37 protein-coding genes and 3 pseudogenes are annotated in these 23,935 nt (G+C 55.0%); 14 read left to right on the top strand and 26 right to left on the bottom strand.

All coding sequences use genetic code 11. The features are described from left to right. Window positions 1-120 precede the first annotated feature (120 nt). Both edd and kdgA read left to right on the top strand, forming a co-directional pair. On the top strand, window positions 121-1,932 hold the full coding sequence (gene edd / locus INF68_RS01555) for a phosphogluconate dehydratase (protein ID WP_045404461.1): 1,812 nt from the start codon (window positions 121-123) through the stop codon (window positions 1,930-1,932). A gap of 39 nt (window positions 1,933-1,971) precedes the next feature. Next, window positions 1,972-2,613: a bifunctional 4-hydroxy-2-oxoglutarate aldolase/2-dehydro-3-deoxy-phosphogluconate aldolase gene (gene kdgA / locus INF68_RS01550; RefSeq protein ID WP_126786410.1), complete on the top strand. Its 642-nt coding sequence runs from the start codon at window positions 1,972-1,974 to the stop codon at window positions 2,611-2,613. A 41-nt stretch (window positions 2,614-2,654) separates the two neighbouring features. Here kdgA and purT read toward each other — a convergent pair whose 3' ends face one another. Continuing rightward, window positions 2,655-3,833 carry a formate-dependent phosphoribosylglycinamide formyltransferase gene (gene purT, locus INF68_RS01545; protein ID WP_126786409.1) on the bottom strand — a complete coding sequence of 393 codons (1,179 nt, stop codon included), beginning with the start codon at window positions 3,831-3,833 and terminating at the stop codon, window positions 2,655-2,657. Window positions 3,834-4,003: 170 nt separating this feature from the next. On the opposite strand from purT, the gene INF68_RS01540 reads away from it, so the two are divergent. Then, window positions 4,004-4,651, top strand: coding sequence for a tellurite resistance TerB family protein (locus INF68_RS01540; protein WP_126786408.1), 648 nt, complete (start codon window positions 4,004-4,006; stop codon window positions 4,649-4,651). An 85-nt stretch (window positions 4,652-4,736) separates the two neighbouring features. Next, entirely contained in the window at window positions 4,737-6,797 is a 2,061-nt protein-coding gene (gene ptrB, locus INF68_RS01535; protein ID WP_126786407.1) for an oligopeptidase B, read from the top strand. Here the strand turns inward: ptrB and exoX are convergent. The 3 genes from exoX to INF68_RS01520 form a co-directional block, all read right to left on the bottom strand. Continuing rightward, a complete protein-coding gene (gene exoX / locus INF68_RS01530) occupies window positions 6,794-7,456 on the bottom strand; it encodes an exodeoxyribonuclease X (RefSeq protein WP_010432611.1) in 663 nt (220 codons plus the stop codon). The genes ptrB and exoX overlap by 4 nt on opposite strands. A gap of 24 nt (window positions 7,457-7,480) precedes the next feature. After that, window positions 7,481-8,131: a carbon-nitrogen hydrolase family protein gene (locus tag INF68_RS01525; protein ID WP_109845158.1), complete on the bottom strand. Its 651-nt coding sequence runs from the start codon at window positions 8,129-8,131 to the stop codon at window positions 7,481-7,483. 110 nt (window positions 8,132-8,241) lie between these two features. Next, window positions 8,242-8,472 carry a DNA polymerase III subunit theta gene (locus tag INF68_RS01520; protein WP_013096102.1) on the bottom strand — a complete coding sequence of 77 codons (231 nt, stop codon included), beginning with the start codon at window positions 8,470-8,472 and terminating at the stop codon, window positions 8,242-8,244. A 136-nt stretch (window positions 8,473-8,608) separates the two neighbouring features. On the opposite strand from INF68_RS01520, the gene yobA reads away from it, so the two are divergent. The 3 genes from yobA to INF68_RS01505 are packed head-to-tail and all read left to right on the top strand — an operon-like array spanning window position 8,609 to window position 10,206. Further along, the gene (gene yobA / locus INF68_RS01515) at window positions 8,609-8,980 is read left to right on the top strand and encodes a CopC domain-containing protein YobA (protein ID WP_109845157.1); all 372 of its coding nucleotides are present in this window, start codon (window positions 8,609-8,611) and stop codon (window positions 8,978-8,980) included. Window position 8,981: 1 nt separating this feature from the next. Continuing rightward, on the top strand, window positions 8,982-9,851 hold the full coding sequence (copD, locus tag INF68_RS01510) for a copper homeostasis membrane protein CopD (protein ID WP_193525245.1): 870 nt from the start codon (window positions 8,982-8,984) through the stop codon (window positions 9,849-9,851). Window positions 9,852-9,867: 16 nt separating this feature from the next. Then, the gene (locus INF68_RS01505) at window positions 9,868-10,206 is read left to right on the top strand and encodes a YebY family protein (protein ID WP_039263646.1); all 339 of its coding nucleotides are present in this window, start codon (window positions 9,868-9,870) and stop codon (window positions 10,204-10,206) included. Window positions 10,207-10,525: 319 nt separating this feature from the next. Here INF68_RS01505 and INF68_RS01500 read toward each other — a convergent pair whose 3' ends face one another. The 21 genes and pseudogenes from INF68_RS01500 to INF68_RS01400 all read right to left on the bottom strand — a co-directional run bounded on the left by INF68_RS01500 (window position 10,526) and on the right by INF68_RS01400 (window position 19,040). Continuing rightward, window positions 10,526-11,611: a tyrosine-type recombinase/integrase gene (locus INF68_RS01500; protein WP_193525244.1), complete on the bottom strand. Its 1,086-nt coding sequence runs from the start codon at window positions 11,609-11,611 to the stop codon at window positions 10,526-10,528. Next, entirely contained in the window at window positions 11,580-11,852 is a 273-nt protein-coding gene (locus INF68_RS01495; RefSeq protein WP_023300430.1) for an excisionase, read from the bottom strand. The genes INF68_RS01500 and INF68_RS01495 overlap by 32 nt, the downstream gene beginning before the upstream one ends. A gap of 165 nt (window positions 11,853-12,017) precedes the next feature. Then, window positions 12,018-12,290 (bottom strand): annotated as a pseudogene (locus INF68_RS01490) (dATP/dGTP pyrophosphohydrolase domain-containing protein); the annotation flags it as partial. 57 nt (window positions 12,291-12,347) lie between these two features. After that, window positions 12,348-12,587: a DUF4222 domain-containing protein gene (locus INF68_RS01485; RefSeq protein ID WP_193525242.1), complete on the bottom strand. Its 240-nt coding sequence runs from the start codon at window positions 12,585-12,587 to the stop codon at window positions 12,348-12,350. A gap of 195 nt (window positions 12,588-12,782) precedes the next feature. Next, window positions 12,783-13,004, bottom strand: a complete 222-nt coding sequence (locus INF68_RS01480) for a TraR/DksA family transcriptional regulator (RefSeq protein ID WP_193525241.1) — start codon at window positions 13,002-13,004, stop codon at window positions 12,783-12,785. A 2-nt stretch (window positions 13,005-13,006) separates the two neighbouring features. Beyond that, window positions 13,007-13,348 carry a hypothetical protein gene (locus INF68_RS01475; RefSeq protein WP_193525240.1) on the bottom strand — a complete coding sequence of 114 codons (342 nt, stop codon included), beginning with the start codon at window positions 13,346-13,348 and terminating at the stop codon, window positions 13,007-13,009. Window positions 13,349-13,437: 89 nt separating this feature from the next. Beyond that, entirely contained in the window at window positions 13,438-13,824 is a 387-nt protein-coding gene (locus INF68_RS01470) for a phage protein NinX family protein (protein WP_193525239.1), read from the bottom strand. Beyond that, window positions 13,821-14,038, bottom strand: a pseudogene (locus tag INF68_RS01465) (hypothetical protein). The gene INF68_RS01470 and the pseudogene INF68_RS01465 overlap by 4 nt, the downstream one beginning before the upstream one ends. Then, window positions 14,035-14,586 (bottom strand): phage N-6-adenine-methyltransferase, encoded by a 552-nt coding sequence (locus INF68_RS01460; protein WP_193525238.1) that lies wholly within the window; start codon window positions 14,584-14,586, stop codon window positions 14,035-14,037. The pseudogene INF68_RS01465 and the gene INF68_RS01460 overlap by 4 nt, the downstream one beginning before the upstream one ends. Further along, window positions 14,583-15,047, bottom strand: a complete 465-nt coding sequence (locus INF68_RS01455) for a hypothetical protein (RefSeq protein ID WP_193525237.1) — start codon at window positions 15,045-15,047, stop codon at window positions 14,583-14,585. Before INF68_RS01455 ends, INF68_RS01460 begins: the two co-directional genes overlap by 4 nt. Before the next feature lie 2 nt (window positions 15,048-15,049). Continuing rightward, window positions 15,050-16,111 (bottom strand): DGQHR domain-containing protein, encoded by a 1,062-nt coding sequence (locus tag INF68_RS01450; protein ID WP_193525236.1) that lies wholly within the window; start codon window positions 16,109-16,111, stop codon window positions 15,050-15,052. After that, on the bottom strand, window positions 16,108-16,275 hold the full coding sequence (locus INF68_RS01445; RefSeq protein WP_180251303.1) for a hypothetical protein: 168 nt from the start codon (window positions 16,273-16,275) through the stop codon (window positions 16,108-16,110). Before INF68_RS01445 ends, INF68_RS01450 begins: the two co-directional genes overlap by 4 nt. After that, window positions 16,272-16,700 (bottom strand): regulator, encoded by a 429-nt coding sequence (locus INF68_RS01440; RefSeq protein WP_193525235.1) that lies wholly within the window; start codon window positions 16,698-16,700, stop codon window positions 16,272-16,274. Before INF68_RS01440 ends, INF68_RS01445 begins: the two co-directional genes overlap by 4 nt. Beyond that, window positions 16,697-17,320, bottom strand: a complete 624-nt coding sequence (locus tag INF68_RS01435; protein WP_193525234.1) for a YqaJ viral recombinase family protein — start codon at window positions 17,318-17,320, stop codon at window positions 16,697-16,699. Before INF68_RS01435 ends, INF68_RS01440 begins: the two co-directional genes overlap by 4 nt. Next, the gene (locus INF68_RS01430; RefSeq protein WP_162184608.1) at window positions 17,317-17,625 is read right to left on the bottom strand and encodes a hypothetical protein; all 309 of its coding nucleotides are present in this window, start codon (window positions 17,623-17,625) and stop codon (window positions 17,317-17,319) included. The genes INF68_RS01435 and INF68_RS01430 overlap by 4 nt, the downstream gene beginning before the upstream one ends. Beyond that, window positions 17,622-17,820: pseudogene (locus tag INF68_RS01425) on the bottom strand (hypothetical protein). Before INF68_RS01425 ends, INF68_RS01430 begins: the two are co-directional and overlap by 4 nt. Then, entirely contained in the window at window positions 17,817-18,050 is a 234-nt protein-coding gene (locus tag INF68_RS01420) for a hypothetical protein (RefSeq protein WP_023328770.1), read from the bottom strand. Before INF68_RS01420 ends, INF68_RS01425 begins: the two are co-directional and overlap by 4 nt. An 11-nt stretch (window positions 18,051-18,061) precedes the next feature. Beyond that, window positions 18,062-18,346, bottom strand: coding sequence for a host nuclease inhibitor GamL (gene gamL, locus INF68_RS01415; RefSeq protein WP_063659678.1), 285 nt, complete (start codon window positions 18,344-18,346; stop codon window positions 18,062-18,064). Between the two features lie 78 nt (window positions 18,347-18,424). Beyond that, window positions 18,425-18,631 (bottom strand): cell division protein FtsZ, encoded by a 207-nt coding sequence (locus INF68_RS01410; protein WP_063659676.1) that lies wholly within the window; start codon window positions 18,629-18,631, stop codon window positions 18,425-18,427. Beyond that, on the bottom strand, window positions 18,628-18,786 hold the full coding sequence (locus INF68_RS01405) for a hypothetical protein (protein WP_063659674.1): 159 nt from the start codon (window positions 18,784-18,786) through the stop codon (window positions 18,628-18,630). The genes INF68_RS01410 and INF68_RS01405 overlap by 4 nt, the downstream gene beginning before the upstream one ends. Then, window positions 18,783-19,040, bottom strand: a complete 258-nt coding sequence (locus INF68_RS01400) for a hypothetical protein (RefSeq protein WP_063659672.1) — start codon at window positions 19,038-19,040, stop codon at window positions 18,783-18,785. Before INF68_RS01400 ends, INF68_RS01405 begins: the two co-directional genes overlap by 4 nt. 238 nt (window positions 19,041-19,278) lie before the next feature. On the opposite strand from INF68_RS01400, the gene INF68_RS01395 reads away from it, so the two are divergent. Then, complete coding sequence (locus INF68_RS01395) at window positions 19,279-19,449, top strand: hypothetical protein (RefSeq protein ID WP_153257397.1); 171 nt, start codon at window positions 19,279-19,281, stop codon at window positions 19,447-19,449. A gap of 681 nt (window positions 19,450-20,130) precedes the next feature. Here INF68_RS01395 and INF68_RS01390 read toward each other — a convergent pair. Then, window positions 20,131-20,883 (bottom strand): LexA family transcriptional regulator, encoded by a 753-nt coding sequence (locus INF68_RS01390; protein WP_063659730.1) that lies wholly within the window; start codon window positions 20,881-20,883, stop codon window positions 20,131-20,133. A gap of 41 nt (window positions 20,884-20,924) precedes the next feature. On the opposite strand from INF68_RS01390, the gene INF68_RS01385 reads away from it, so the two are divergent. The 6 genes from INF68_RS01385 (at window position 20,925) to INF68_RS01360 (ending at window position 23,924) form a co-directional block, all read left to right on the top strand. Beyond that, window positions 20,925-21,158 (top strand): hypothetical protein, encoded by a 234-nt coding sequence (locus tag INF68_RS01385; protein WP_000102594.1) that lies wholly within the window; start codon window positions 20,925-20,927, stop codon window positions 21,156-21,158. 17 nt (window positions 21,159-21,175) lie between these two features. After that, entirely contained in the window at window positions 21,176-21,721 is a 546-nt protein-coding gene (locus tag INF68_RS01380; protein WP_063659671.1) for a toxin YdaT domain-containing protein, read from the top strand. A gap of 133 nt (window positions 21,722-21,854) precedes the next feature. Then, window positions 21,855-22,583: a helix-turn-helix domain-containing protein gene (locus tag INF68_RS01375; RefSeq protein ID WP_063659728.1), complete on the top strand. Its 729-nt coding sequence runs from the start codon at window positions 21,855-21,857 to the stop codon at window positions 22,581-22,583. After that, the gene (locus INF68_RS01370; RefSeq protein ID WP_063659670.1) at window positions 22,565-23,359 is read left to right on the top strand and encodes a replication protein P; all 795 of its coding nucleotides are present in this window, start codon (window positions 22,565-22,567) and stop codon (window positions 23,357-23,359) included. The genes INF68_RS01375 and INF68_RS01370 overlap by 19 nt, the downstream gene beginning before the upstream one ends. Beyond that, complete coding sequence (locus INF68_RS01365) at window positions 23,356-23,655, top strand: hypothetical protein (RefSeq protein WP_023300409.1); 300 nt, start codon at window positions 23,356-23,358, stop codon at window positions 23,653-23,655. The genes INF68_RS01370 and INF68_RS01365 overlap by 4 nt, the downstream gene beginning before the upstream one ends. Next, window positions 23,652-23,924 (top strand): DUF4406 domain-containing protein, encoded by a 273-nt coding sequence (locus INF68_RS01360; protein WP_063659669.1) that lies wholly within the window; start codon window positions 23,652-23,654, stop codon window positions 23,922-23,924. Before INF68_RS01365 ends, INF68_RS01360 begins: the two co-directional genes overlap by 4 nt. Window positions 23,925-23,935: the final 11 nt, after the last annotated feature.

The following is a 23,935-nucleotide window of genomic DNA, read 5'->3' as shown; positions in this document are numbered from 1 at the left end:
ATTACACTGCCGGAAGCGATTTTGCCCCTGAGCTCCGGACAGCAAGCGTTTCAGCGTTGTTAACAACTGCCAGCGACTTTGTAAACTCCCGAGCCGGACAGATAATTTAGAGGAGCTTTTATGAATCCGACATTGTTACGCGTAACACAGCGCATTATCGAGCGCTCGAAAGAGACCCGTTCGGCCTACCTCGCCCGGATTGAACAGGCAAAGAGCAGCACCGTCCACCGATCTCAGCTGGCCTGCGGGAACCTGGCGCACGGCTTCGCCGCCTGCCAGCCTGATGATAAAGCGTCGCTGAAAAGCATGTTGCGTAACAATATCGCCATTATTACCTCCTATAACGATATGCTTTCCGCCCACCAGCCCTATGAGGTCTATCCCACTATCATCCGTAACGCGCTGCATAGCGTAAATGCGGTGGGCCAGGTGGCGGGCGGCGTACCTGCCATGTGCGACGGCGTGACGCAGGGGCAGGACGGTATGGAGTTGTCCCTGCTGAGCCGCGAAGTGATTGCGATGTCTGCCGCGGTGGGCCTGTCACACAATATGTTTGATGGCGCGCTGTACCTCGGCGTGTGCGACAAGATTGTCCCGGGCCTGGTGATGGCGGCGCTGTCGTTTGGGCATTTGCCTGCGATCTTCGTCCCGTCCGGCCCAATGGCGAGCGGTCTGCCGAACAAAGAAAAAGTGCGTATCCGCCAGCTGTACGCGGAAGGGAAAGCAGACCGTCAGGCGCTGCTGGAGGCGGAAGCTGCGTCCTATCATGCGCCGGGGACCTGTACGTTCTACGGTACGGCTAACACTAACCAGATGGTGGTGGAGTTTATGGGGATGCAGCTTCCGGGCTCGTCCTTCATCCAGCCGGATGCACCGCTGCGCAAGGCGCTGACCGAGGCCGCGGCCCGTCAAGTCACGCGTCTGACCGGCAACGGCAACGAATGGATGCCGATGGGTAAAATGGTTGACGAAAAAGTCATTGTTAACGGGATTGTCGCGCTGCTGGCAACCGGGGGCTCAACCAACCACACCATGCATCTGGTGGCCATGGCGCGTGCGGCGGGCATTCTGATTAACTGGGATGACTTCTCCGAGATCTCTTCTGTAGTGCCGCTGATGGCGCGCCTGTACCCGAACGGTCCGGCGGATATTAACCACTTCCAGGCTGCAGGCGGCGTACCGCTGCTGATGCGCGAGCTGCTGAAGGGCGGACTGCTGCATGAAGACGTAAATACCGTGGCGGGCTTTGGCCTTCAGCGCTACACCCAGGAGCCGTGGCTGAACAACGGCGAGCTGGACTGGCGTGAAGGGGCGAGCGCGTCCCTTGATGCGCAGGTGATTGCTACGATCGACAAACCGTTCTCTCCTCATGGCGGCACCAAAGTGCTGAGCGGCAACCTCGGTCGTGCGGTAATGAAGACCTCTGCCGTACCGGAAGAGAACCAGGTTATCGAAGCGCCGGCGGTGGTGTTTGAAAGCCAGCACGACGTATTACCTGCCTTTGACGCCGGTCTGCTTGATAAAGACTGCGTGGTGGTGGTGCGTCACCAGGGGCCTAAAGCTAACGGGATGCCAGAATTACATAAACTTATGCCACCACTTGGTGTATTATTGGACCGCCGTTTCAAAATTGCGCTAGTCACCGATGGACGCCTCTCCGGGGCATCCGGTAAAGTGCCTTCAGCCATCCACGTGACGCCGGAAGCCTACGACGGCGGTCTGCTGGCGAAAGTGCGCGACGGTGACATGATCCGCGTGAACGGCCAGACGGGCGAGTTAACCCTGCTGGTGGATGACGCCGAGCTGGCGGCACGTCAGCCCCATATTCCTGACCTGAGCGCATCGCGCGTGGGGACCGGACGCGAAATGTTCAGCGCGCTGCGTGAGAAACTCTCCGGTGCGGAGCAGGGCGCAACCTGTATTACGTTTTAAGACGACTTGATTTTAACGATCTGGCGAGAGAAAACTCTGATGAAAAACTGGAAAACAAGTGCAGAAGCAATCCTGACCACTGGCCCTGTCGTGCCGGTTATCGTGGTAAACAAGCTGGAGCACGCTGTACCGATGGCGAAAGCGCTGGTTGCGGGCGGCGTTCGCGTTCTGGAAGTGACCCTGCGCACCGCCTGTGCGATGGATGCTATCCGCGCTATCGCCAAAGAAGTGCCGGACGCCATCATCGGTGCGGGTACCGTTCTCAACGCGCAGCAGCTGGCGGAAGTGACCGAAGTGGGCGCGCAGTTCGCCATCAGCCCTGGCCTGACCGAGCCGCTGCTGAAAGCCGCCACTGAAGGTACCATTCCGCTGATCCCTGGCATCAGCACCGTCTCTGAACTGATGCTGGGCATGGACTACGGTCTGAAAGAGTTCAAATTCTTCCCGGCTGAAGCGAACGGCGGCACCAAAGCGCTGCAGGCGATTGCGGGTCCCTTCTCTCAGGTACGCTTCTGCCCGACGGGCGGTATCTCTCCTGCCAACTACCGTGACTACCTGGCGCTGAAAAGCGTGCTTTGCATCGGCGGTTCATGGCTGGTTCCGGCGGATGCGCTGGAAGCGGGCGACTGGGATCGCATTACCAAACTGGCTCGCGAAGCGGTTGAAGGCGCGAAGCAGTAAGCCACTCGCCGCATGAAAAACGGGCCTTTTGGCCCGTTTTTTTATCCCTCTACCTTGACGTTCGCAGCGGCCGCTTTCGCTCTCGCCACGGCGTCGTCAACGTTATCCCCGGTGGCTAATGCCACGCCAAGACGGCGGGTTCCGTCGATCTCCGGCTTGCCGAACAGACGTACCTGCAATCCTGCACCCACCGCCCCGTCGACGTTATCAAAAGTGACGTTCTGGCTGGTTAGCTGCGGCAGGATCACCGCCGAGGCGGCAGGGCCATACTGACGAATACCGCCGACGGGCAGGCCGAGGAAGGCGCGCACGTGCAGGGCGAACTCGGAGAGATCCTGCGAAATCAGCGTGACCATGCCGGTGTCATGCGGGCGAGGGGAGACTTCGCTGAAAATCACCTCATCACCGCACACAAACAGCTCCACGCCGAACAGGCCATAGCCGCCCAGCGCCAGGACGGTTTTACGGGCGATCTCCTGAGCACGCTCCAGCGCCAGGGGGCTCATCTGCTGCGGCTGCCAGGATTCGCGGTAATCGCCATCCTCCTGACGGTGGCCAATCGGGTCGCAGAAATGGACGCCGTCAACGGCGCTGACGGTCAGCAGGGTGATTTCGAAATCAAACTTCACGACGCCTTCGACTATTACGCGACCGGCCCCGGCACGGCCGCCCTGCTGGGCGTAATCCCACGCGTTATCCAGGGCACCGCTGTCGCGAATAAAGCTCTGCCCTTTTCCGGAGGAGCTCATCACCGGCTTAACGATGCACGGGTAGCCAATCTCCTCAACGGCCTGCAGGAACGCGGCCTTATCGCCAGCAAAACGGTAGCTCGAGGTGGGCAATCCCAGCTCTTCCGCCGCCAGGCGACGAATGCCTTCGCGGTTCATGGTCAGCTTTGCGGCTTTCGCACAGGGCACCACGCGCTGGCCTTCCTGCTCCAGGGCGATCAGCGTATCAGTGGCGATGGCCTCAATTTCCGGCACGACAAAATCGGGTTTTTCGCGCGCAATCAGCTCGCGAAGGGCATCGCCATCCAGCATGTTAATCACATAAGAACGATGGGCGACGTGCATGGCGGGTGCGTCGGCGTAACGGTCTACGGCAATGACTTCCACACCTAAACGCTGGCACTCAATGGCGACCTCTTTTCCCAGCTCGCCCGATCCCAACAGCATCACTCGCGTCGCCGCAGGTCGCAGCGCAGTTCCTAAACGAATCATAACAATCCCCCTGAAAAAGTTGCGCGCAGTATAAACGAAAACGTTTGCGTCTGTCTTGCGCAGGGATAAACGCGAGGGCAGAAATTTGCGCTTCTTTAGCCCGACCAGACATTTCCTGACGCCCGCTCGCTTACGCTGTGGAACATGTTCACCGTTAAGTGAGGGAAACCATGTCTGGCTGGTTAAATCAATTGCAATCCCTGTTAGGGCAGAAAACATCGTCTGGCGAACGGGACTTCAGCAAACTGCTGGTACCCGGGGCGCTCGGCGGGCTGGCAGGCCTGCTGGTCGCGAATAAATCCTCACGCAAGCTGCTGGCAAAGTATGGTACAGGCGCGCTGCTGGCCGGCGGCGGCGCCATCGCGGGCACCGTGCTGTGGAATAAATACAAGGACAGGGTACGGACCGCGCACAGCGATGAACCGCATTACGGCGAGCACACCTCGCCGCTGGATCTGCGTACCGAACGGCTCATTCTTGCGCTGGTTTTTGCCGCGAAAAGCGACGGGCATATTGACGATAAAGAACGATCGGCGATCGAGCAGCAGCTGCGCGAGGCCGGTGTTGAAGAGAAGGGAAGAGTGCTGGTGGCGCAGGCGATAGAACAGCCGCTCGAGCCGCAGCGTCTTGCGCAAAGTGTGAAAAATGAGGAAGAGGCGCTGGAGCTCTATTTCCTCAGCTGCGCCGCCATCGATATCGATCACTTTATGGAGCGCAGCTACCTTAACGCTCTGGGCGATGCGTTAAAGATCCCTCAGGACGTGCGCGAGGGTATTGAGCGGGATATCCGGGAGCAAAAACAGGCGTTACAGGGATAGCCGTCGCCGTCGCGACGCTGTTTCGCTTGCATCATGCGTGGGTTTTGCCAACCTTATAGGGTGTAAAACTTAAAAGAATGATGACATGCCACCGAAAGCCCGACGTACTCCTTATGCGATCACCACGCATGGCGATACGCGTATAGACAACTATTACTGGCTGCGGGACGATTCTCGCTCCCGGCCAGAGGTACTCGACTACCTGCACGAGGAAAACGACTATGGCCGTAAGGTCATGTCCAGCCAGCAGACGCTTCAGGACCAGCTCCTGAATGAAATGGTGCAGCGTATTCCCCAGCGCGATATCTCCGCGCCCTGGACCAAAAACGGCTATCGCTATCGCCATATTTACGAGCCCGGCAATGAGTATCCCATCTACCAGCGTCAGTCGGTGTTAAGCGCCGAATGGGATGAGTGGGATATTCTGCTCGATGCCAACCAGCGCGCCGCCCACAGCGAGTTTTATACCCTGGGCGGCATGTCCATTTCCCCTGACAACGCGGTGATGGCGCTGGCGGAGGATTATCTCTCCCGCCGCCAGTACGGCCTGCGGTTTCGCAATCTGGAGACCGGCAACTGGTATCCGGAAATGCTGGAAAACGTCTCCCCGGATTTTGTCTGGGCGAATGATTCCGAGACGGTCTACTACGTCAAAAAGCACGCGTCGACGCTGCTGCCTTACCAGGTGTGGCGACATACCGTGGGAACAGACTCCGCTGACGATGAGCTGGTTTATGAAGAGAAAGACGAAACGTTCTATGTCAGCCTGCATAAAACCTCCTCACGCCACTATGTGATTATCTTCCTTGCCAGCGCGACGACGTCGGAAGTTCTGCTGCTGGATGCCGAACTGCCGGACGCCCAGCCGCTCTGTTTCCTGCCGCGCCGTAAGGATCACGAGTACAGCCTGGATCACTTCCAGCACAGCTTTTATTTGCGCTCCAATCGCGAGGGCAAAAACTTTGGTCTCTATAAAACCAAAGTGCGCGATGAGCGCAAGTGGGAGGTGCTTATCCCCGCGCGGGATCAGGTGATGCTGGAAGGGTTCACCCTGTTTACCGACTGGCTGGTGGTGGAAGAGCGTCAGCGCGGGCTGACCAGTATCCGGCAAATCAACCGTAAAACCCGGGAAGTGGTGGGGATTGCGTTCGATGATCCGGCCTACGTGACGTGGATTGGATTCAACCCTGAACCCGAATCGTCGCGGTTGCGCTACGGCTACTCCTCCATGACCACGCCGGACACCCTGTTTGAGCTGGATATGGATACCGGGCAGCGCCAGGTGATTAAACAGACCGAGGTAAAAGGGTTTGAGTCCGAAAACTACCGCAGCGAGCACCTGTGGGTCACCGCCCGTGATGGCGTGGAGGTGCCGGTCTCTCTTGTTTACCATCGTGCTCATTTCCAGAAAGGCAAAAACCCGATCCTGGTGTACGGCTACGGCTCGTATGGCTCAAGCATGGACGCCGATTTCAGCAGCAGCCGGTTAAGCCTGCTCGATCGCGGTTTTGTTTTCGCCATCGCCCATATTCGCGGCGGCGGTGAGCTGGGCCAGAACTGGTATGAAGAGGGGAAATTTCTGAAAAAGAAAAATACCTTCAATGACTACCTCGACGTCTGCGATGCGCTGATTGAGCAGGGATACGGCGATCCGCAGCTCTGCTTTGGGATGGGGGGCAGCGCGGGCGGCATGCTGATGGGGGCGGCGATCAACCAGCGTCCCGACCGTTTTAAGGGGATTGTCGCGCAGGTACCGTTTGTCGATGTGGTCACGACCATGCTCGATGAATCCATTCCTCTTACCACCGGGGAGTTTGAGGAGTGGGGAAATCCGCAGGATGAGATGTACTACCGCTATATGAAAGAGTACAGCCCGTACGATAACGTTGAGGCGAAAGCCTACCCGCATATGCTGGTCACCACCGGTTTGCATGATTCTCAGGTGCAATACTGGGAGCCGGCAAAATGGGTGGCAAAACTGCGTGAGCTGAAAACCGATAACAATCTGCTGCTGCTGTGTACCGATATGGATTCCGGACACGGAGGGAAATCGGGGCGATTTAAATCGTACGAAGGCGTTGCCCTGGAATATGCTTTTTTAATAGGCCTGGCGCAGGAAACTTTGCCAGGCCGTGCAGAGCGTTAAGCGTCGCCAAGATAATGTTTTAGCGTTAAGCGCAGTTCCGGGCTCATTCTGTCGAGGTTGTTATACAGCCAGCGCAAATAGCCCGGGTCTTTATCCGCCACCTCGGACACCGGCTTCCCGCGATATTTACCAAAGGTAAACGTGGTCAGCAGCGCGGGACGTCCGGTGATCGTCGCCATGTCATCCGGCGTCCAGCCAGAGATATTCATAATATCAATCAGCAGCGCGGCGGTGATATAGCAGTCATACAGGGCGCGGTGATGGTGAAGCCCCTCTGGGGTACGAACGCTGAGCTTGCGGGACTTGTACAGCGCCATATTGCTGTATTTAATCCCCGGCCACAGACGACGCGCCAGCTTCATGGTGCAAATCCATTCCCCCGGCATTTCAGGCAACACCCGGCGGTCAAAGCTGGCGTTATGCGCGACGTACCATGGGCTACCGTAGTAGTGAGGTATGATCTCTTCGATCCACGGCTTATCCGCCACCATCGATTCGGTAATGCGATGGATAGCCATTGCCTGAGGGCTGATGGGGCGATCGGGACGCACCAGATGGCTCATGGGGTTGACGATTTTACCATCAACCACGTCGACAGAGGCCACTTCCACTATTCCGCCCTGAAGATCGCAAGTTTCGGTATCGATGACGCGCAGCATTGAAAACTCCTGAGCTTAAAACGCCTAGCCTAAAGGAATGATATCGCCTTGCCAACCCTCTCCGCCGAGCGTGCCGGTCACCAGAAGCTCGCCCTTATCCGCGCGCACGACCAGCTGGCCTTTTTCATCCCACAGCGCGCTGCCGCCGCAGGCGTTCGCCATCAGCACCGCAATGGCATATTTATGCGCGAAGCGCTGCAGGTTACTGATGGACTGCCGCCAGCGATTATCCCCCACCGACTGGCAGCTGGTAACAAGCGTTGCCCGGGGATCGAGATTGGGCGAATCGGGATGTGTATCAAGGATGCTAAGGTGTTTATCCCCCGGCACCAGGCTGGCACCGCGCCCTTGCGGATAGCGCAAAATGCGATGGCGAGCGGGCGAAAACAGCACAAGGCCTTTCTGGCGCTGGCCATTCTGTTCCAGGGGGAGCCCGGCAATAACGGTAATCTGGTGTAGATGTGCCGCGTTGAGCAGCGGCTCAAGCTGCGCGTCATCGGGCGGGGGAGGTAACGTCGGCGCGCCAGAGCCCGTTAATGAGAGCTCAGGGAAAACCAGCAGATCGCACCGCTGCCGTGCTGCTTCGGCGATGAAGCGCAGGTGGTGCGTAACATGGTCATCTACGGTCTGATGCAGCCCGCCATACTGGGCTGCCGCTATATTCCAATGTGACATCGTGACTTCCTTATACACTGAGTCGCAGAGATTTAAGAATAGACCCAAATTTATCAGGGTTTTCTTATCCTGCCAGATTCCGCGTAAGGAAGTGTAACGACTCGTTAAGCTTATTTAACTTTAGGCTCGTACGGTAAACGGGAGAGATTGACCGAAGCAAGACGGTGGGCGATGAGTCTTTCGCGGAACCAGTCGCGCAGATGGGCGGGCTGTTCCCGTTCCACTACTTCAGCCACGATGGGCATGTTGTAACGCTCTTTGAACGCGACGCCAGCGGCAGCGAGATCGACATTCACTTTATCCATCTCGTCCTGCGGAAGGGCGGCCAGATTGATCTTCATTACCTTCTCCTTTTTATGCGGCGGCAACGTTACCGCGATTGCACGATGATGACAAGCGGAGGCAGGATGATCCTCGACTCGTTTATTATACAGCGTTATTCTTTAGCATACAGACATAACAAAAAGGAATGATTGGATGGGTTTCTCCGCTTCCCGCGCAGTATGCGCACTGGTTTTTGTGGCCTCGACAATGATGACGCCCTCCGTGCTTGCACATGCGCATCTTAACCAGCAGGTCCCGGCAGCAGACAGCGTGGTGACCGCACCGCAGGCACTTACGCTGAATTTTTCGGAAGGTATCGAACCTGGTTTTAGCGGTGTGGTGGTAACGGATGCGCAAAAGCAGGTCATCAAAACGGGAACCGCTACGCGCGACGAAAAGAACAAAGCTCAGCTTACCGTGCCGCTGGAACAAACGCTGGCAGCAGGAACTTACCAGGTGGACTGGCACGTGGTCTCCGTTGACGGCCATAAAACCAAAGGCAGCTATCACTTTAGCGTGAAATAGCATGCTGGCGCTGTGTTATGTCGGATTACGCTTTATCCATTTCGGGGCGCTGATGCTGGTGTTTGGCAATGCGCTTTACAGCGTCTGGTTTGCGCCATCCTCCCTTCACCGTCTGCTGTCCCGGCGTTTTCAGTCGCAACAGAAAGTGGCGGCCTTAGTGAGCCTGGCGGCTGCGGTCCTGATGTTTTTGCTGCAGGGCGGATTGATGGGCAACGGCCGGGGAGATGTGTTTGCGCCACAGGTCTGGTTCAGCGTGATGGGAACCCGGTTTGGCGGCGTCTGGCTGTGGCAAATGATCCTCGCGGCGATAACGGTCAGCGCCGCATGGCTCGCGCCGCTGAAAGGTTCGCGTCTGCTGCTGCTCGCAATGGGCCAGCTTATCCTGCTGGCTGGGGTAGGGCACGCGGCGATGAACGACGGTCCGATGGGGGCGCTACAGCGTCTTAATTATGCTTTTCACCTGATCTGTGCCGCCACCTGGCTTGGCGGATTACTGCCCCTGCTGTTCTGCATGCGACTGGCGAAAGGGCGCTGGCAGAATGCCGCCATCTTTACCATGATGCGCTTCTCGCGCGTGGGGCATTATGCCGTTGCGGGCGTCCTGCTCTCCGGGGTGATAAATGCACTTATGATATTGGGCCTCAATATTCCCTGGCAGGCTGGCTACGTGCAGTTTTTGTTGTTCAAATGTGCGCTGGTGGCGTTGATGGTGGTAATTGCGCTGGCAAATCGGTATTTTCTGGTGCCACGGTTTCGTCCGGAGAGCGGGCGAGCACAACAGATTTTTATCAGGATGACACAGGCAGAAGTGGTGCTGGGAGCGCTGGTGCTGGCAACGGTCAGTCTGTTCGCCACCTGGGAACCCTTCTGACAAGGTTAAATATCATATGAAAAAGACAGTACTTTCTCTCTTATTGCTGGCCTGTACGGGGAGCGCGCTTGCCGCACCGCAGGTTATCACCGTGAGTCGTTTTGAAGTGGGTAAGGACAAATGGGCGTTCAATCGCGAAGAGGTGATGCTGACCTGCCGTCCAGGCCATGCGCTGTATGCGATCAACCCGAGCACGCTGGTGCAATACCCACTGAATGATACCGCAGAGCAGCAGGTAGCCAGCGGCAAGAGCAGCGGCCAGCCGATTAGCATTATTCAGATCGATGACCCGTCACACCCGGGACAAAAAATGAGTCTGGCACCGTTTATCGAGCGCGCCGACAAGCTCTGCTAACGTTCGGGTTTCCAATAAAAAACCGCAGATGCTTGCGAAAGCACTGCGGTTTTTTACTTTTTATGATGCTCTTACGCTTTTTTTCCGACCGCTTTTGCTGTGGACTGGAAAACCTGGCGTCGTCATCTATTCTTAAAAGGCAAGGCGACTTAGCCTGCATTAATGCCAACTTTTAGCGCACGGCTCTCTCCCAAGAGCCATTTCCCTGGACCGAATACAGGAATCGTATTCGGTCTCTTTTTATCTATTTGTTTATCAAGGGTTTTTTCTGTCTTAACACGAAATCCCCCGAAAATTACTCGAATTTTCCATATCCTGTCTAAACCATAACATACTCTGCACCGCGTGCGTCCAGGTATTTTTTGGTCATTGTTAAATTTTTGTGTCCGAGTAAACGCTGAGCAAATTCTTCTCCGCGCTCCTTTTCATAAAGCCTGCTCGCGAGGCTTCTGATCTCATGAAAAGGCGGTGGGTTAGGGCCGAATTTTAACCCGGTCGAATCCCGTATCTCTGCGAAGGCCTGGGTGAGCCCGTCAGGAGTTAGCGGCCCCGGCTTTCTCCCGCCACGGCGAACCGGCGAGTAAAGCATAAAGTCGGATGGGTTATTTACCCGGCATCGCTCAATGACATCCTGCAACACAAGCCCGGCGACGTCCAGCCTCAAATCAAGTGGGAGCGCCAGTTTGTGACCTGTTTTCTCCTGAGTAACGAAAAGCCTCCCGTCTTTAACGTCACTGAACCTGAACAGTGAGATATCCTCCCGCCGCTGGCCGGTGATCAGCGCCAGATCGCATGCGTTAGGCGCCCAGTCAGAATGAGTTAACGCGGCCTGGCGGATTACAGTGAACTGTTCGAGCAACAAGCGTTCTCGTTTAACTTTCGGCGTCGGAGTTCTCGTCGGCTCGGCCGGGTTTCTGTCCACGTGACCTTCAACGATCGCTTCCCTGAAGATGTCCATCATTACAGACCTCAGCCCGGAGGCCATGCTCTTTTTATCGCAGAGAATGTACCCTTCAAGAAATGAGGCGATGTCCTTTGTCGTGACGGATGAGAGGGGGATTTTGCCGAACTCTTCCTTTATGGTGGCGATCTGGTTTCGCCTGACCTTCATCGTGTTTGGTTTCAGCTCGCGCCGCTCGAGAATTACCTCGTAACGCTCAAGCCATGCAGCCACTGTGAAAGTGGGCACGTCTTTTATGCGATCCAGTAGAGAAGAGGGAAGGTAATTCTGGTCGATGTAGTTGTTGGCCTCAATGGCCTGGGCAACAGCGTCCTTGCGATCAATCCGTCCAAGAGAAATCTCCTGCCCGGTCACCGGATTGCGCCAACTGTATAGTCTGTCTCTTTTACGATAGGTCAGGTTACGGGGCAGGTTAGCGTCGTAACGTACTGGCCTTTTCGCCATGAGTCAGTCTCTCCAGTAAGGTGCCGCCGGACGGCAGTTTGGTGTGTTTCGGTTTAGCGCGCAGATTCTTCTTGCGCGGATCCACGTAGATAGCGTCAGGCTGAACTTTATATTCCTTTCCATGCAGCTCAGGCGCGGGATAAATGCGCCCCTCCCGCGTCCATCGACGCAGAGTAGAAAGGGAGGGTGGAGTCGTGTAGACCTCAGCAGCCCATTCCTGCAAGTTGAGAAGCTTAGCCATGAGAACTCCTTAGCCGCCAGGCATTATAAGCGAGGCCGCGTTGACGTGTTGATTAATCGAAATCAGGTAAAAAGAAGCCCGGCTCAGGGCCGGGCAAAAGGGATTACGTGGCAGTGCTTTCGCACTCAATAGCCAGCTCATAACTGGCTATGAGTTGCGTCATGGTTTGATGTGAAGGCGCGGTTCGCCGTCTTTCGGTTCAGGCCACTGGCGGTCCATGTTCACCTTTAGCTTTTCTTCCAGCGCTGCGGTGATCTGCTCATCGGTGATGCCGGCGCGCCGCTGCGCGTCCCATAGCAGGAACTGCATATCAGCCCACTCACTGAGGTCGCCAGGAGCGGCAGCAGCTTCCAGCGCCTCTTTGGAAAGGTGCTTCAGAGGTCCGATGGGGCCGACATTGCCGAATGTCTTTTCTGACCATTCAGCGTGGCGCCGCCGGATCAGGTTTCTGGTGAACTGTGATTTCTTCGACTCGTAAGGTTTCACGTTCTCTCCTCATGCCGCACGCTGGGCGCGCAGCTTCTTCAAGTGTTCTGTTGTTTCGATTTCTTCGGCGATCCGCTTGGCCTGTGCTTTGGTGAGCGGCTCGAATTCGTGCTGAAAGCGGCCCATGCTGGCAATGCAGGTGCGACCGTTGCGGATGTAGTGGATAACTTCGTGGGTAGCGCGTATGATTTTGCAGGGCGCGCCGTGGGGATCGGCGTACCAGGTGTTAGGCTGGATTATCCTGAACATGGGCTGACTCCTGATTGCGCTTTATTTCCTTTCGGTATGCTGCAACCTCTTTGGCTTTCCTTTTCTGCCGCGGTGATGGCTTTGCGTGCTCCCAAACAAAAGGCCAATTGCTACCCCATACCAACCAGCGTCTATTGCTGATTCGATAAGTGTTATTGATGTGAGCACCAAGCAGCCTACGCGCTTGTCGGTTGTTCATGACAGTCCCGTCTGCTTATTCTTCAACTCGATGACGGATTGGCACTCCGCGCAAGTCTTGCAGCCGGGAACGGCAGCGCGCCGCGGCTCGGGAATTGGTTCGTCGCATTCTTCACAATGCTCAGCTGATACGGCGTTGCGGTTGAGTCGGTGAGCGGAAAGGGCAGCGTTACGCTGAAGCTCTTCAATCTCTGCTGCTGTGTCGATGATATCGGCCATGGTCACTCCTTACCGAGGGCTTTGTTGATGGCATGCAGCGCCTTCTTTCCGGCAGGCTCATCTTCGAGCCGCCAGTTACCGGCATCGCCTGAATCAGCGAGCTGCTTATAGTTGTTGAACGGGCATTGCAGAGCTTCTAAAAGGTCAGGTGCCGAAGCGATAAGTCTGGCATTGGCTCTTGTTTCCACTGCCTCTCGGTCATGCACATTTTCGTAAACAGGCGTTATGACGTTGGCAATTTTGTAGCGTCCACCAATATTGGTGCCGCGGATGCGGATGTAGTTCTTATCTACTTCTTCAGGCAGGGCTATCCAAGGCCCGCGCGTAAATCTTGTTTTTTCCATTTATCACTCCGCGAACAGTCGGTTAATTCGGTTGAATGTGAACGCGAGCAATAAAAAAGGCCGCCCGAGCGACCTGGTTATCAGTTCCTTCATGCTGGCTCCTTTTCGGCTAACTCGTCCGGTATGTCCACCTCATGACCGATCTTTGCAAATACAACTGCGCGGCAAATGGCTGTGCGAGGATTGTCAGCAACCAGGCCCCGGCGTCGGCCAGGCGAAACCAGTTCATAAACCCCAACCCAGTGATGCAGCTTGCCAGTAGCTGGGTCTGCTGACTGATAGCAGCTGATGGATAAGTTCTCCATCATAGGGCCGCATTGCGCCCATTCCGTTGAAGGGCTCCAGGTGAACCACACATCGCGCTCTTCAAACCAAAGACACCCGGTATCAGCTTCAAAATCCACCTTCTGACCGGTTGCTAGCGCTGTTGCATAATCAAGCTGGATGCCTACTAAATCTTCAGTCTTAACCTTCACGATTCAACTCCGAAGCGGCGATTAAGCCGCCCTGTGTATACGACGAACTCCAGGAGCTAACCCCCAGAGCTTCAATTTTCTTGTGATGCTTGTTGATGATTGGAGGCACCGTATCGTTCCAATTAGGCTTTGGCTTCCTGCGCATGGCCTGCTGGATTTCTTCGGTGCAGCGGCGGCAGGCGGAGCGGATGGCGTTGTCTGTTTCTGACGTCATGCGGCCTCCCGGCGGGCGAGAAGTTTCGCCCCGAAAGCCATCAGTTCGTCCCGGTCCACAGTTGCGAAGTGGCAGTGTGTACGCGGGTACGGTCGCCAGATTATGAGCATCGACCCTTTGTTGTTGCCGCTTACCGGCTTACCGGTGACCGGGTTGATAAATGCCAGCCGCCCGGCTGTGATGAAGCGAACCTCGCTGGCGGTCTGGATAGCCTCCTTAAACCAGCCAACCGAAGTGTCAGCTGGGGCAAGCATGACCGTGCCGATCTGATTGACGCTCTCGGCGGCAGCCTTCTTAACGAACGGTGTGATATCGCTGTATGGCGGGTTCAGCCAGACGTAGCCGGGAATGCTCAGGTATTCAGCCCACTGCGTTTCCAGTGTGTTCTGCTCGGCGGTGATGAACTTCCTGCACAGCGCGTTATACGGCGCTGCTGCGGCATCCAGCTGGAAGCAGAACTCAGCATCAAGGGAAGCGAACAGCGCTGGTGGAGTGCGCCATAGGTCGCGCTGATCCGCTGGCGTGTTGCTGCCGGTGTAATCAGTCATGCCGCCTCCCGTCTGCGTGCCAGCAACGGCCCGTCGTGTCCTGCGTTAAAGCTTTCAACCATCGCGCGGCAACACGCCGGACAGCAGCTATAAGTCCTTTGCGGTTCTTCGTCGAATTTCCAGTAAGAGGAACGCATAGACGCGGAGAACGTGGCGCAGATATCGCAATGAAAGGCTCCCGATTCCAGAACCTTCATTAGCTGAGGCTCTGAGAGTTCGAACTTTCTGGCGATAACCGCATGCTCAAGTCCAGCATCAAGCAGGGCTTCAATCAGCTGCAGATCGTCGATGGTTAATTTCCCGCAGCGGTAAAGACCCATGCTGCTGGCCTTCATCTGGATAGATGCTTTGGTGCGCTGTAACGTTGCGCACAGTTCATCCATGTTCATGTAAAGGTAGGTTTTGGACAAAAAAATGGCCTGTGAATCAGGCCAGGGCATTGAGTGCATCTGCATTGTCATAACTACACCTCAAGGCTTTTCGCCAGGATAACTTTGACGAGCTGCTCAGCAGCCGATTTCTGCGCCGGAACGGAGGCAATGATCGTTGGCCGGTCTTTTTCGGCATTCACGCAGATACCGCTCCATCGCGAAATCAGGAAGAAGTCTTCCATCTCAGTGGAACCTGCATTGCTCGCCAGTTCGTCAATCATCTGGACGATATCGACGATTGAGTGGTCAGCCATCAGCCGCTGAACGGCGTAGCCGAAGGCATTGATCATCACCGCGTGGAACTGAATGTAGTCGCGCTTATAGTCTGCCTGGCTGGTGCCGTGGCGAATCGCCTCGATCTGCGTAAGTGACAGCCAGGCCTCCCAGATGGATTCGATGTCGCCCATTTCCAGCGGCTTACTGCCCGCGTTGGCAAACTTGGCCGTCGCGTCGCTCAGCGCTTTGAAGCTCACCCACAGCTTACTTTTCGCCGGAACGACGTTGTGCTCGAAGTCTGTCACCTCTGCGAAGGTGTCGTGCTGAGACAGGAACGTCACCATTTCCTGTGCAACTTCATTACGCCTGTCATAGGCCATGTTGATCGCAGCTGAAGGTTTCGAGACGTTGTTATTGATATCGGAGAAGAACTGCTGGCGTGCCTTCAGCGGGAGATTATGGGTCAGCATCAGCGGGATGCTGATTGGCTCTCCGTAAGTCCGGCAGAACTCAGCTAATCCGGCAGCGCGGTGCTGGCCGTCGAAAAGTTTGATCACCGCATCCATAGGGAAGCGTGCGACGCCCACATTCGTATTGCCGAACTCTTCAAACTCAATATCCGCGTCGCAGTTGCCGACCAGCGGCGGGATGATGAAGGGCTCTTTGTTTTGGTATGCATTGACGAGGTACTGGTAAAACTTCTTCACTCGCGCCTGGTTAATTTCGCGTTGAGAACGCTCGAGCGTGCTGCCGTGATTGTCGGAGGCAAGTATGCGCGTCAGAGCGCGGGCCGGTGCCGTTATCATGTAAGTCGCCGTGCCACCCTGCATGCCGCGCGACGCCGGAAACTCGAAGAAATAATCGCCTACTTTGCTCATGCATCCTCCCGCTCCGGATCGTTAACATCCCAGCCATTACGCTCAATATTGGTTTGCAGCCGCTTATCTCCGACCTCTTCAATGCTGCGGCCGGTTATATCCGCGACTTCAGCGTTTGAGTGCCGCCACAGCAGCGCAAGCTCTTCGAGTGACCACGCTTTCATAGCACTGACTCCATTTCGTCGATGTAGAGGCCCTGAGCAATCAGGCGGCTACGGCGGGCGGCACGTTCAATGCATTCCTGCCGTCTGCCTTCCTGTGATTGCTCTATGGCGCGCCGGGTGAACAGCCGCGATTTGCCCTGTGGTGTTACGACCTTTGGCTTCGTAACCAGGTCGAATGTCCGGTCGCAGATGCCGTCCTCGTTGACCCATTTTTCCGACTCAACGATCTGAGCTATCTGTCCGGAGCCGCGGGTAATGCCGTTGGCTACCCGGTTGAACTCGATGAGCGTTACGCCGAACTTCTCTGCGATTTCGCTGCCGGTGACCGGGCGACCGCGCGTCTGAATCATCCAGATCACGCGCTCACGGAGGCCGGAGAATTGCCCGGTTCGCCCGGGCCTGCGGTAGAATGGGGTGCGTTTCATTCGAGCTCCAGTATGCGGCGTTTAGTGTCCGCAACAAGTTCGAGGAAATCATTTCTGCGTGCGCGTAGCCGGGCTATTTCTGTTTCACATTCAGCAGCTGTAAGGCGATAAACGATGAGCTGCTTACCGTCCGGGAAGTCTGAGCAGAAGCTGATGAAGTCAACCCAATCCCTGCCGGAGCAATCGAGGTGACCGACCAGTTGCCATCTGTATGCCGGATCGAAGGAGCCGCGGGTGAGGGTGGAGTAGTGAGTGGCGGCAATGACCGACTTAATCTCAACGAGCCCGCTCTGGCCAACGAGGCCGTCGGGGCTGTCACCATACGTTTCGTGATCAAAGAAACCGCCGTTATCCACATCGACGAAGTTCATCTCTTCGTACAGCATGCGTGCAATTGGCTCCTGTTCGTGCCCGCGCTCCATGTGGTCGTTTGAGAAGCCATACTCAGACTTGCACCCCTTAATCTGCTCCAGAGCCAACTGAAGTGCGTAACGCTTGGCTGGTTCGCCAAAAGCCTTTCCATCGTTAGCCATAATCAGGCCGAAGTTGGACGCGGTTGCCTTACCCAGGCGAAGAGCATCCCACTCTTCACCATTTTGCTCGACGTCGTGCCAGATCATGATGAACACTCCTGCTCAAGCTGGCGCCGATGCTCTGGAGAAATATCCATTCTCGCCAGCACTGCATCAAGGTTGCCGTCTCGCTTGAAGGCAGCTTTGGCGTTATTCCATGCCTGCGTTTTTTCCGGCGAAAGCACCGGTTTTGTGACGCGCGCCGGGCTTAAGCGGAGACCTTCAACCGATTCCTTTCCGAACCGGACATTTTTATCGACGTAAACAGTGACCTTCACGCCTACCCAATCCTCAAGGAAGGGGGATCCGGTGATGCTTTTCAGCATCTTGCTATTGGTTGCATTCAAAATCATCGGCTTAAGCTTTTCGCCAGGGCGCAGCTCGCGCTCTTCAAAATAAGCGGTGTTAAAAACGTCTTTGGATTTTTTTGTTTTGTCGTTTTCTAACGTTGCCCGGGCGATCGTCAGCACCGTTGGCTCAACGATGTCGGCGCTGCTTAGGTAAGGGGAGTCAAATGCCTTGCGGTAATGTGTTTTTGAATCTGTCATTTTGCAGCCTCTCTGATGAATCTGTTTACCAAAGGCCTGAGAGCATCCTGAATGGTGAAATGCTCGCGTCGCTCTTTGCTGCTGTCATAAATCGGTGTCCAGCCGCATCCCGTATTCACCTGGATCACCTGGTAACTACCTTTCCCATCTCTCCACTGAATTCCGTTCATCGAGAGCCACTCCTTAAAGTCGGCTAATTTCGATTTGTGGAGTAAATTTCTGCGGGCCATTAGCTCTTTCCTTAAAACGGGCAGCCGGTACGGTGTTCCCAGTCGTATTCCGCCTGGGCGTAAGCAACTGCCGAAATGAAATCGTTGTAGGCTTCGCCAGCTTTATCGCTGCGAAGTCCTTCGTATGGGCTGGAGTCAATCGGGACCGAGAAGCGGAAGAGGCCGGACGGCTCTTTTGGCATCATGTCGATGATTTGCTGTGCCCGGTCGTCGATCCACTTCTCTTTCTCGTCGTCGAGCTGCTGCTCAACCCAGCGCCGATCTTCGATGCGGTCGTAAGTGAGGTATGCGTTCATGGCTTAACTCCTGAAATTTGGATGTGCAGATCCCGCCCGCATTGAGCCAGGCCGATCGGTTGAACAGGGTGGTTGGTATCAGTGAACCATTGGCTCGCCGCGCTCATTCAGCAGCACAACGACGGAATCACTTTTGATGATGGTTTTTTCGAAGATGTTGAAGGCGTACAGGCCTTTCTCAACGTTCGCAGAGGCGCAATAAGTTTTGCCGTGGTGTTGCAGCATTGTGCCCGGTAAAACCTCGCTACGTGGCACTGATGCGGTGCCGTAGTGCATTCCAATCATACCTTCACCTCAACCTGTTCCAGGAGGCCAGCGATATGCATCTGCCAGCGGTTCAGCACCAGTTTTTCCCGCGGTGCCGATAGCGACGTCAGTAGCCACTCGTTATCGTTGAGCTTTTTGGCGGTGTACTGCTTTCCGTTGTGGGTGACTGTCATGATGCCTCCCGGGCGCGGAGCATTGCGTCAGCCATCTCGTAAGAGATTTTAGCTACTGACTGAGCAAAAATATCCATTCGTCCCAGAGGGTTCTCTGGCTTCGAAGTTAACAAGGCCGACTGCATAGCTTTAGCCGCGAAGTAGTCACGCATGCTTATTCCACGACCACCAAAATCATCGCTATCCCATGAGTTAATTTCAGGTGTACATACGCCTGATTGTGGAAAAGCTGGACCACCAGTTTTGTTGTTCATAAATCCTCTTGGCCTTATCGCGGCGAACGGAACGGTTAATACAAGACTTCAACGCATTTATTCAGTGTTTCAATGGGCGGTGGATGGCCGCCGGTTTTCATAACTAAGCCGCCTCGGTGAAGCGACTGAGGTATGCATTTACCTTTTCCGTAGTTGCTAAATTTGAGATCGCGTGTTAAATCATCAATTGCTTAATCAACAACGTAGTTCGATGTTTTCTAATGAAAAAGGAGATCTTATGAGTGATGTTATTAACCCCAGAAATAGCGCGGAAGCAGCAGCCCAGCAGGTCATACTTGAATTAATAAAAGCTGGGAACTTAGGTGCTGTGGGGAACGGAAAGGCTATAACTGATGTTTATGAAAACCTTGTAAAAGAATACAAACGATTAAATAAAGAAAGTCAGTAACTTAAAAACTGAAGCTTATATTTAAGCTTCAGTTATTTCGCCACACTCTCGCAGTGGCCGCGCTCATGCCCTTGAGTACCTGTCGCTCGTCGCCGCTCATAACCGGTGCGCGTATGGCGTTCGCACTGCTTTACCGGCATACCCTTTTCCTCGATTTACCCTGACCAGCGGTAAGCCGCAGTTCGGACCTGCGTCTGGCTCTCTCACTGAGACTCGGGGCCGCATCATTACTGCGGCTTGAAAGTGCGGTCTGTCCGCTTTAGTGCTTCATTGGAATCACTCCTCTAAGTTGAATCAGCGCCAACTCCTTGCCAGTGTTGCCCGTTCTCACGCCGTTCTCGCTCTCGCGCGGGGATACTCTCTCACCGACCGGATCGCACCCGGTGATACAGCACGTTTACGTGTAGGGGTCTTAACAGGTCATTGACGCTGTAAATCTGCATGTTGTTAAAAAGCAGGCGACTTGCTGTCCGCCGCTGGCTAACTTCGCTCAGCTGTCGATGTTTCGTTTCGATGGGGTAAATTTAGCGTGATGCTAAATTATGCGCAATAGCAAAATGCTAAATTGTTGATGATTTTTATTTAGCGTATTGATTAATAAGCGATTAAAAATTTACAGCGCAGGGATTCGTGACGTAAAAAAGCCCGCGCGATGGCGGGCTTGAGGGGGTTTGCGTGAGGTTATGGGATGTTTAGTATTTTGGCATCAACCACAACGCCGATAATTTTGCAGTTTCCATTAACCTCTAGCATTGGATATGCGGGGTTAAGTGGCTTAAGGAAGCGTCTGCCGGCATCGATTACAAGCTTCTTAAATGTCGCTTCGTTATCGCCTTCCAGCTTTGCGACAACCAGCTTCCCGTTGCGCGGTTCGACTTCAGGGTCAACAAGTATTGCTGCCCCCTCGGGTATGCTCAGTCCGGCCGGGGAGGTCATAGAATCCCCTTTAACGTCCAGCCAGAATGAATCTTCTGAGCAGTCAACAGTCGTGTCATACCAGCGATCTATCGCTCTTCGGTGATAAGGTTCTACAGCTTCCATCCATTGCCCCGCGCTTACCCAGCTGATTACAGGATAACTTCCTTTTGTCTCGTTCAGTCCTCGAAATGCAACGTTCGAAGATTCCTCACTGGCGTGTAAAACATCCATCCAGCCAAAAGGCAGATTAAGCGCAGTTTCAATTTTGCGAGCCATCTTATCGCCGATATTGCGATGAGGGTTTGGTCCCAGTAGCTGGCTAAGCGCAGCCGGACTTGTCTCGATGAGCTCGGCGAACTGCGCCTTGGTCATTCCAGACTCGTGCTGACGCTTCTCGTACAGCGCTTCCAGGTTGGCTTTTCTGATTTCTTTATTTTCCATACCTGCATTGTTACTGCTTTTAGCAAAATGATAAATGTGCAAATTGCTAAATGATGCTTGCGTAGTATTTAGCATAACGCTAAACTCCAAATCAAACGACTCACCCGGAGACACCAATGAGCACTGAACTACACCGCTGGCGCAAGGCCGCCACTACCGACGAATGGGCGCAGCTCGCAAAGTTGGCTAACACGACGCCAGGTTACCTGGACCAGATTGCCTACGGAAATCGCCGGGCATCTCCAGAAATGGCATCTGCTATCGAGAAAGGCACGAAGAATTTTCACCGCCAGGCTCCGGTCCTCAAAGAAAGCCTGGTATTCGCATCGCCGCGTGATACTGCGGCCTAACCACGAAAGGGAAAGCAATGCATTCACTTGCGTATCAACAAGGTAACAAATTTTCGCCAACGGCGATGATTTACCAGAATCGCCGGGAGCCTGATTCCGTGGCGTTAAACATCGATGGGATCCGCGCGGCTGTTCGCGCCTGGGCAGCTGACTGCCGCAGCCGTGAATTTGTCGCGGCGCTGATTGTGGAAGAGTGGCGGGCTACCGGCGGCACCGGGCTGGATATCCCGACTGACTCGCACCGCCAGATGCAGAAGGTGTTTCGCTGGATTGATGGCGATACCGAATACGCCGCCAACAACATTCGCCAGATGGCGCCGGCAATCATGGCCGTTCTGCCGCTGGAGTATCGCCATCGACTTCTTCCTGAGGACAGTTTCATGTCCCGCTTAGCTCGACTTGAGAAGGAAACGAGCGAGGCGAAAGTGGCCGTTGCGATGAACGCCCCGCGTCACCAGAAGCTCAAGGAGCTCAGTGAGGGGATTGTAGAGATGTTCCGTGTCGACCCGGACCTGACCGCGCCGCTGATGGCCATGGTCACTTCGATGCTGGGGGTTATGTGAGAACTACAGAAATGGCGAAAGCCGCGGTGCTGTAACACCAACGGCTTTCAGGTGCAATAAACGTCAGTCAATTGCGAGGCAATTATGCCAAGTAAATCGAAGAGAGTAAACAAACCGGAGGTAGCACGTGAGCATGTCACTTATGGCGAAAGCAATGGGGGTCAAAGTGGGAAACTCACTGCGTAAGCTCGTCCTGATTAAGCTGGCTGATAACGCCAACGACAAAGGCGAATGCTGGCCTTCGTATCAACACATCGCCGACCAATGCGAATGCAGCCGAACGGCTGTTCGTAACCATATTGATGCGCTTGAAGAAATGGGTCTTATCAAGCGTGAGAACCGTGTCGGCGTCAACAACGGAAAAGGTAACACGTCAAATGTGTATTACCTCAAATTAGATGCCACCCCTATGCCATTAAATGGCACAGGGGTATGCCACGACGAAGCACACCCTATGCCATCAGATGGCACACCCCCTGTGCCACCAGATGGCACCAGAACCAGTCACTCTTTTGAACCAGTCATTGAACCTAACTCTCTCTCTGGACGCGAAGGTTTTATGAGCGAAGCCGCTAAGCGTCGGATCGGTATTTCACCAAACGGGGAGATTCCATTCCCGCCCCTGTTCAAGCCGTCGGCAGATCACATTGCTATGGCTGCCGAGAAGGGGGTGAGCATTGAAACTGAGCTGCTGAACTTCCGGGACTATCACCTTTCCCGTGGCACGCAGCTAATCGACTGGAATTCGGCTTTCAGAGTCTGGATCCGGAATGCCAGGGTTAACCCGCTGGCTAAGCGTGGTCGTGCCGAGCAGGAAACGCCTCACTGGAACAGCCGCGAGGGATGGGAGGACTTCCTGTGAATAATCAGATTATGCAAGCCGTTAACGGCCGTGATGGCGCGCTACTTTCCAGAATGGCGAACGGAAGTACCGACCAGCAGAAGGTTATCAACCCTGAGGCTGAGGGGCTTGTTGATTCTCTCTTTCGGCAGCTGAAGCAGATTTTCCCTGCGTCTACGCAGACAAACCTGAAAACTGACGCAGACGAGAAAACGGCAAAGCGTCAATGGATCGCAGCGTTTTCAGAGAATGGGATCCGCACACGCGAACAGCTTTCTGCCGGAGTACGGCACGCCCGCGCCAGTGAATCACCTTTCTGGCCGTCGCCGGGGCAATTCATCAAATGGTGCAAGGATAGCAGCACGGTGCTTGGCATTGGCCTGGCTGATGTGATGAATGAGTTTCATCGGTATAGCCGCGAAAAAGGGCTGCATACCGGCGGAGCAGAAGCTTTCCCGTGGTCTCATGACGTCATGTACTGGATTGTGACCGATACGCGCAGAGCGATGTACCAGCGCCAGCTGAGCGAGGCTGAAACTGAAAAATACGCGTCAAAAAAACTTGAGGAATGGGCGCTGAAAGTTGCTGGTGGGGAAAAAATACCATCTCCCGTCCTGGCGCTCGAGAATTCTGATGAAGTGATCCCGACAAATCACGTGAGCCGTCAGGCCGGTTATCACCCGGAAGGAAAAAGCTTCGGGTGCATGCCAAACGCAGCGACTCTCGGAGCTCTAACCCCGGCCCAATGGCTTTGGGAAGAGTATCAGCGCGGGAAAGAGAGAGGGCTTATCCAATGAAAGGCAAACAGGCAATCCTGCGTTATCTCGAAACGCACCGGACCTTCACAGCGAAGGATGTGGCCACAGAGTGCGGCATGACCATCAATTGCATCACGAAGAACGCCATCGATCTGGAGCGGGCCCGCAAGATTGTCCGGGTGAGCAAGGTCTGGCGAACGGTGACTTATCGCCTGGCGACGCCGGAAGAGCAGGACGGCACCGCGCGCAGCTGCACCAACGGAATATTTCAGGAGTGCCGCAACAGCGCGGCTATGAAGCGTGTATTGATGGTTTGGGGGAGGGTAGGGGTATGAAAATTTACATCGCAGGACCAATGACGGGTTACGAAAACTACAACCGTCCGATGTTTAATGCAGTAGCACAGCAGATGTTATCAGGTGGTCATGTGGCATTAAATCCGGCCACGCTCCCGGATGGTTTATCTCAGCATGAGTATATGGACATCTGCCTGGCGATGCTTCGCTGCGCCGACGCCATTCACATGCTGCATGGGTGGCAAGAGTCGGAAGGCGCCGTCGCTGAGCATGCCATGGCTAAAAAGCTGGGAATTAAAATTTCCTAACAATTTGAAGG

Origin of the sequence: Enterobacter cloacae complex sp. P16RS2, from assembly GCF_014982155.1 — a bacterium.
Classification (GTDB): domain Bacteria; phylum Pseudomonadota; class Gammaproteobacteria; order Enterobacterales; family Enterobacteriaceae; genus Enterobacter; species Enterobacter cloacae_M.
Note: the sequence above shows the minus strand (reverse complement) of the source record. Positions and strands in the feature narration are given on the sequence as shown.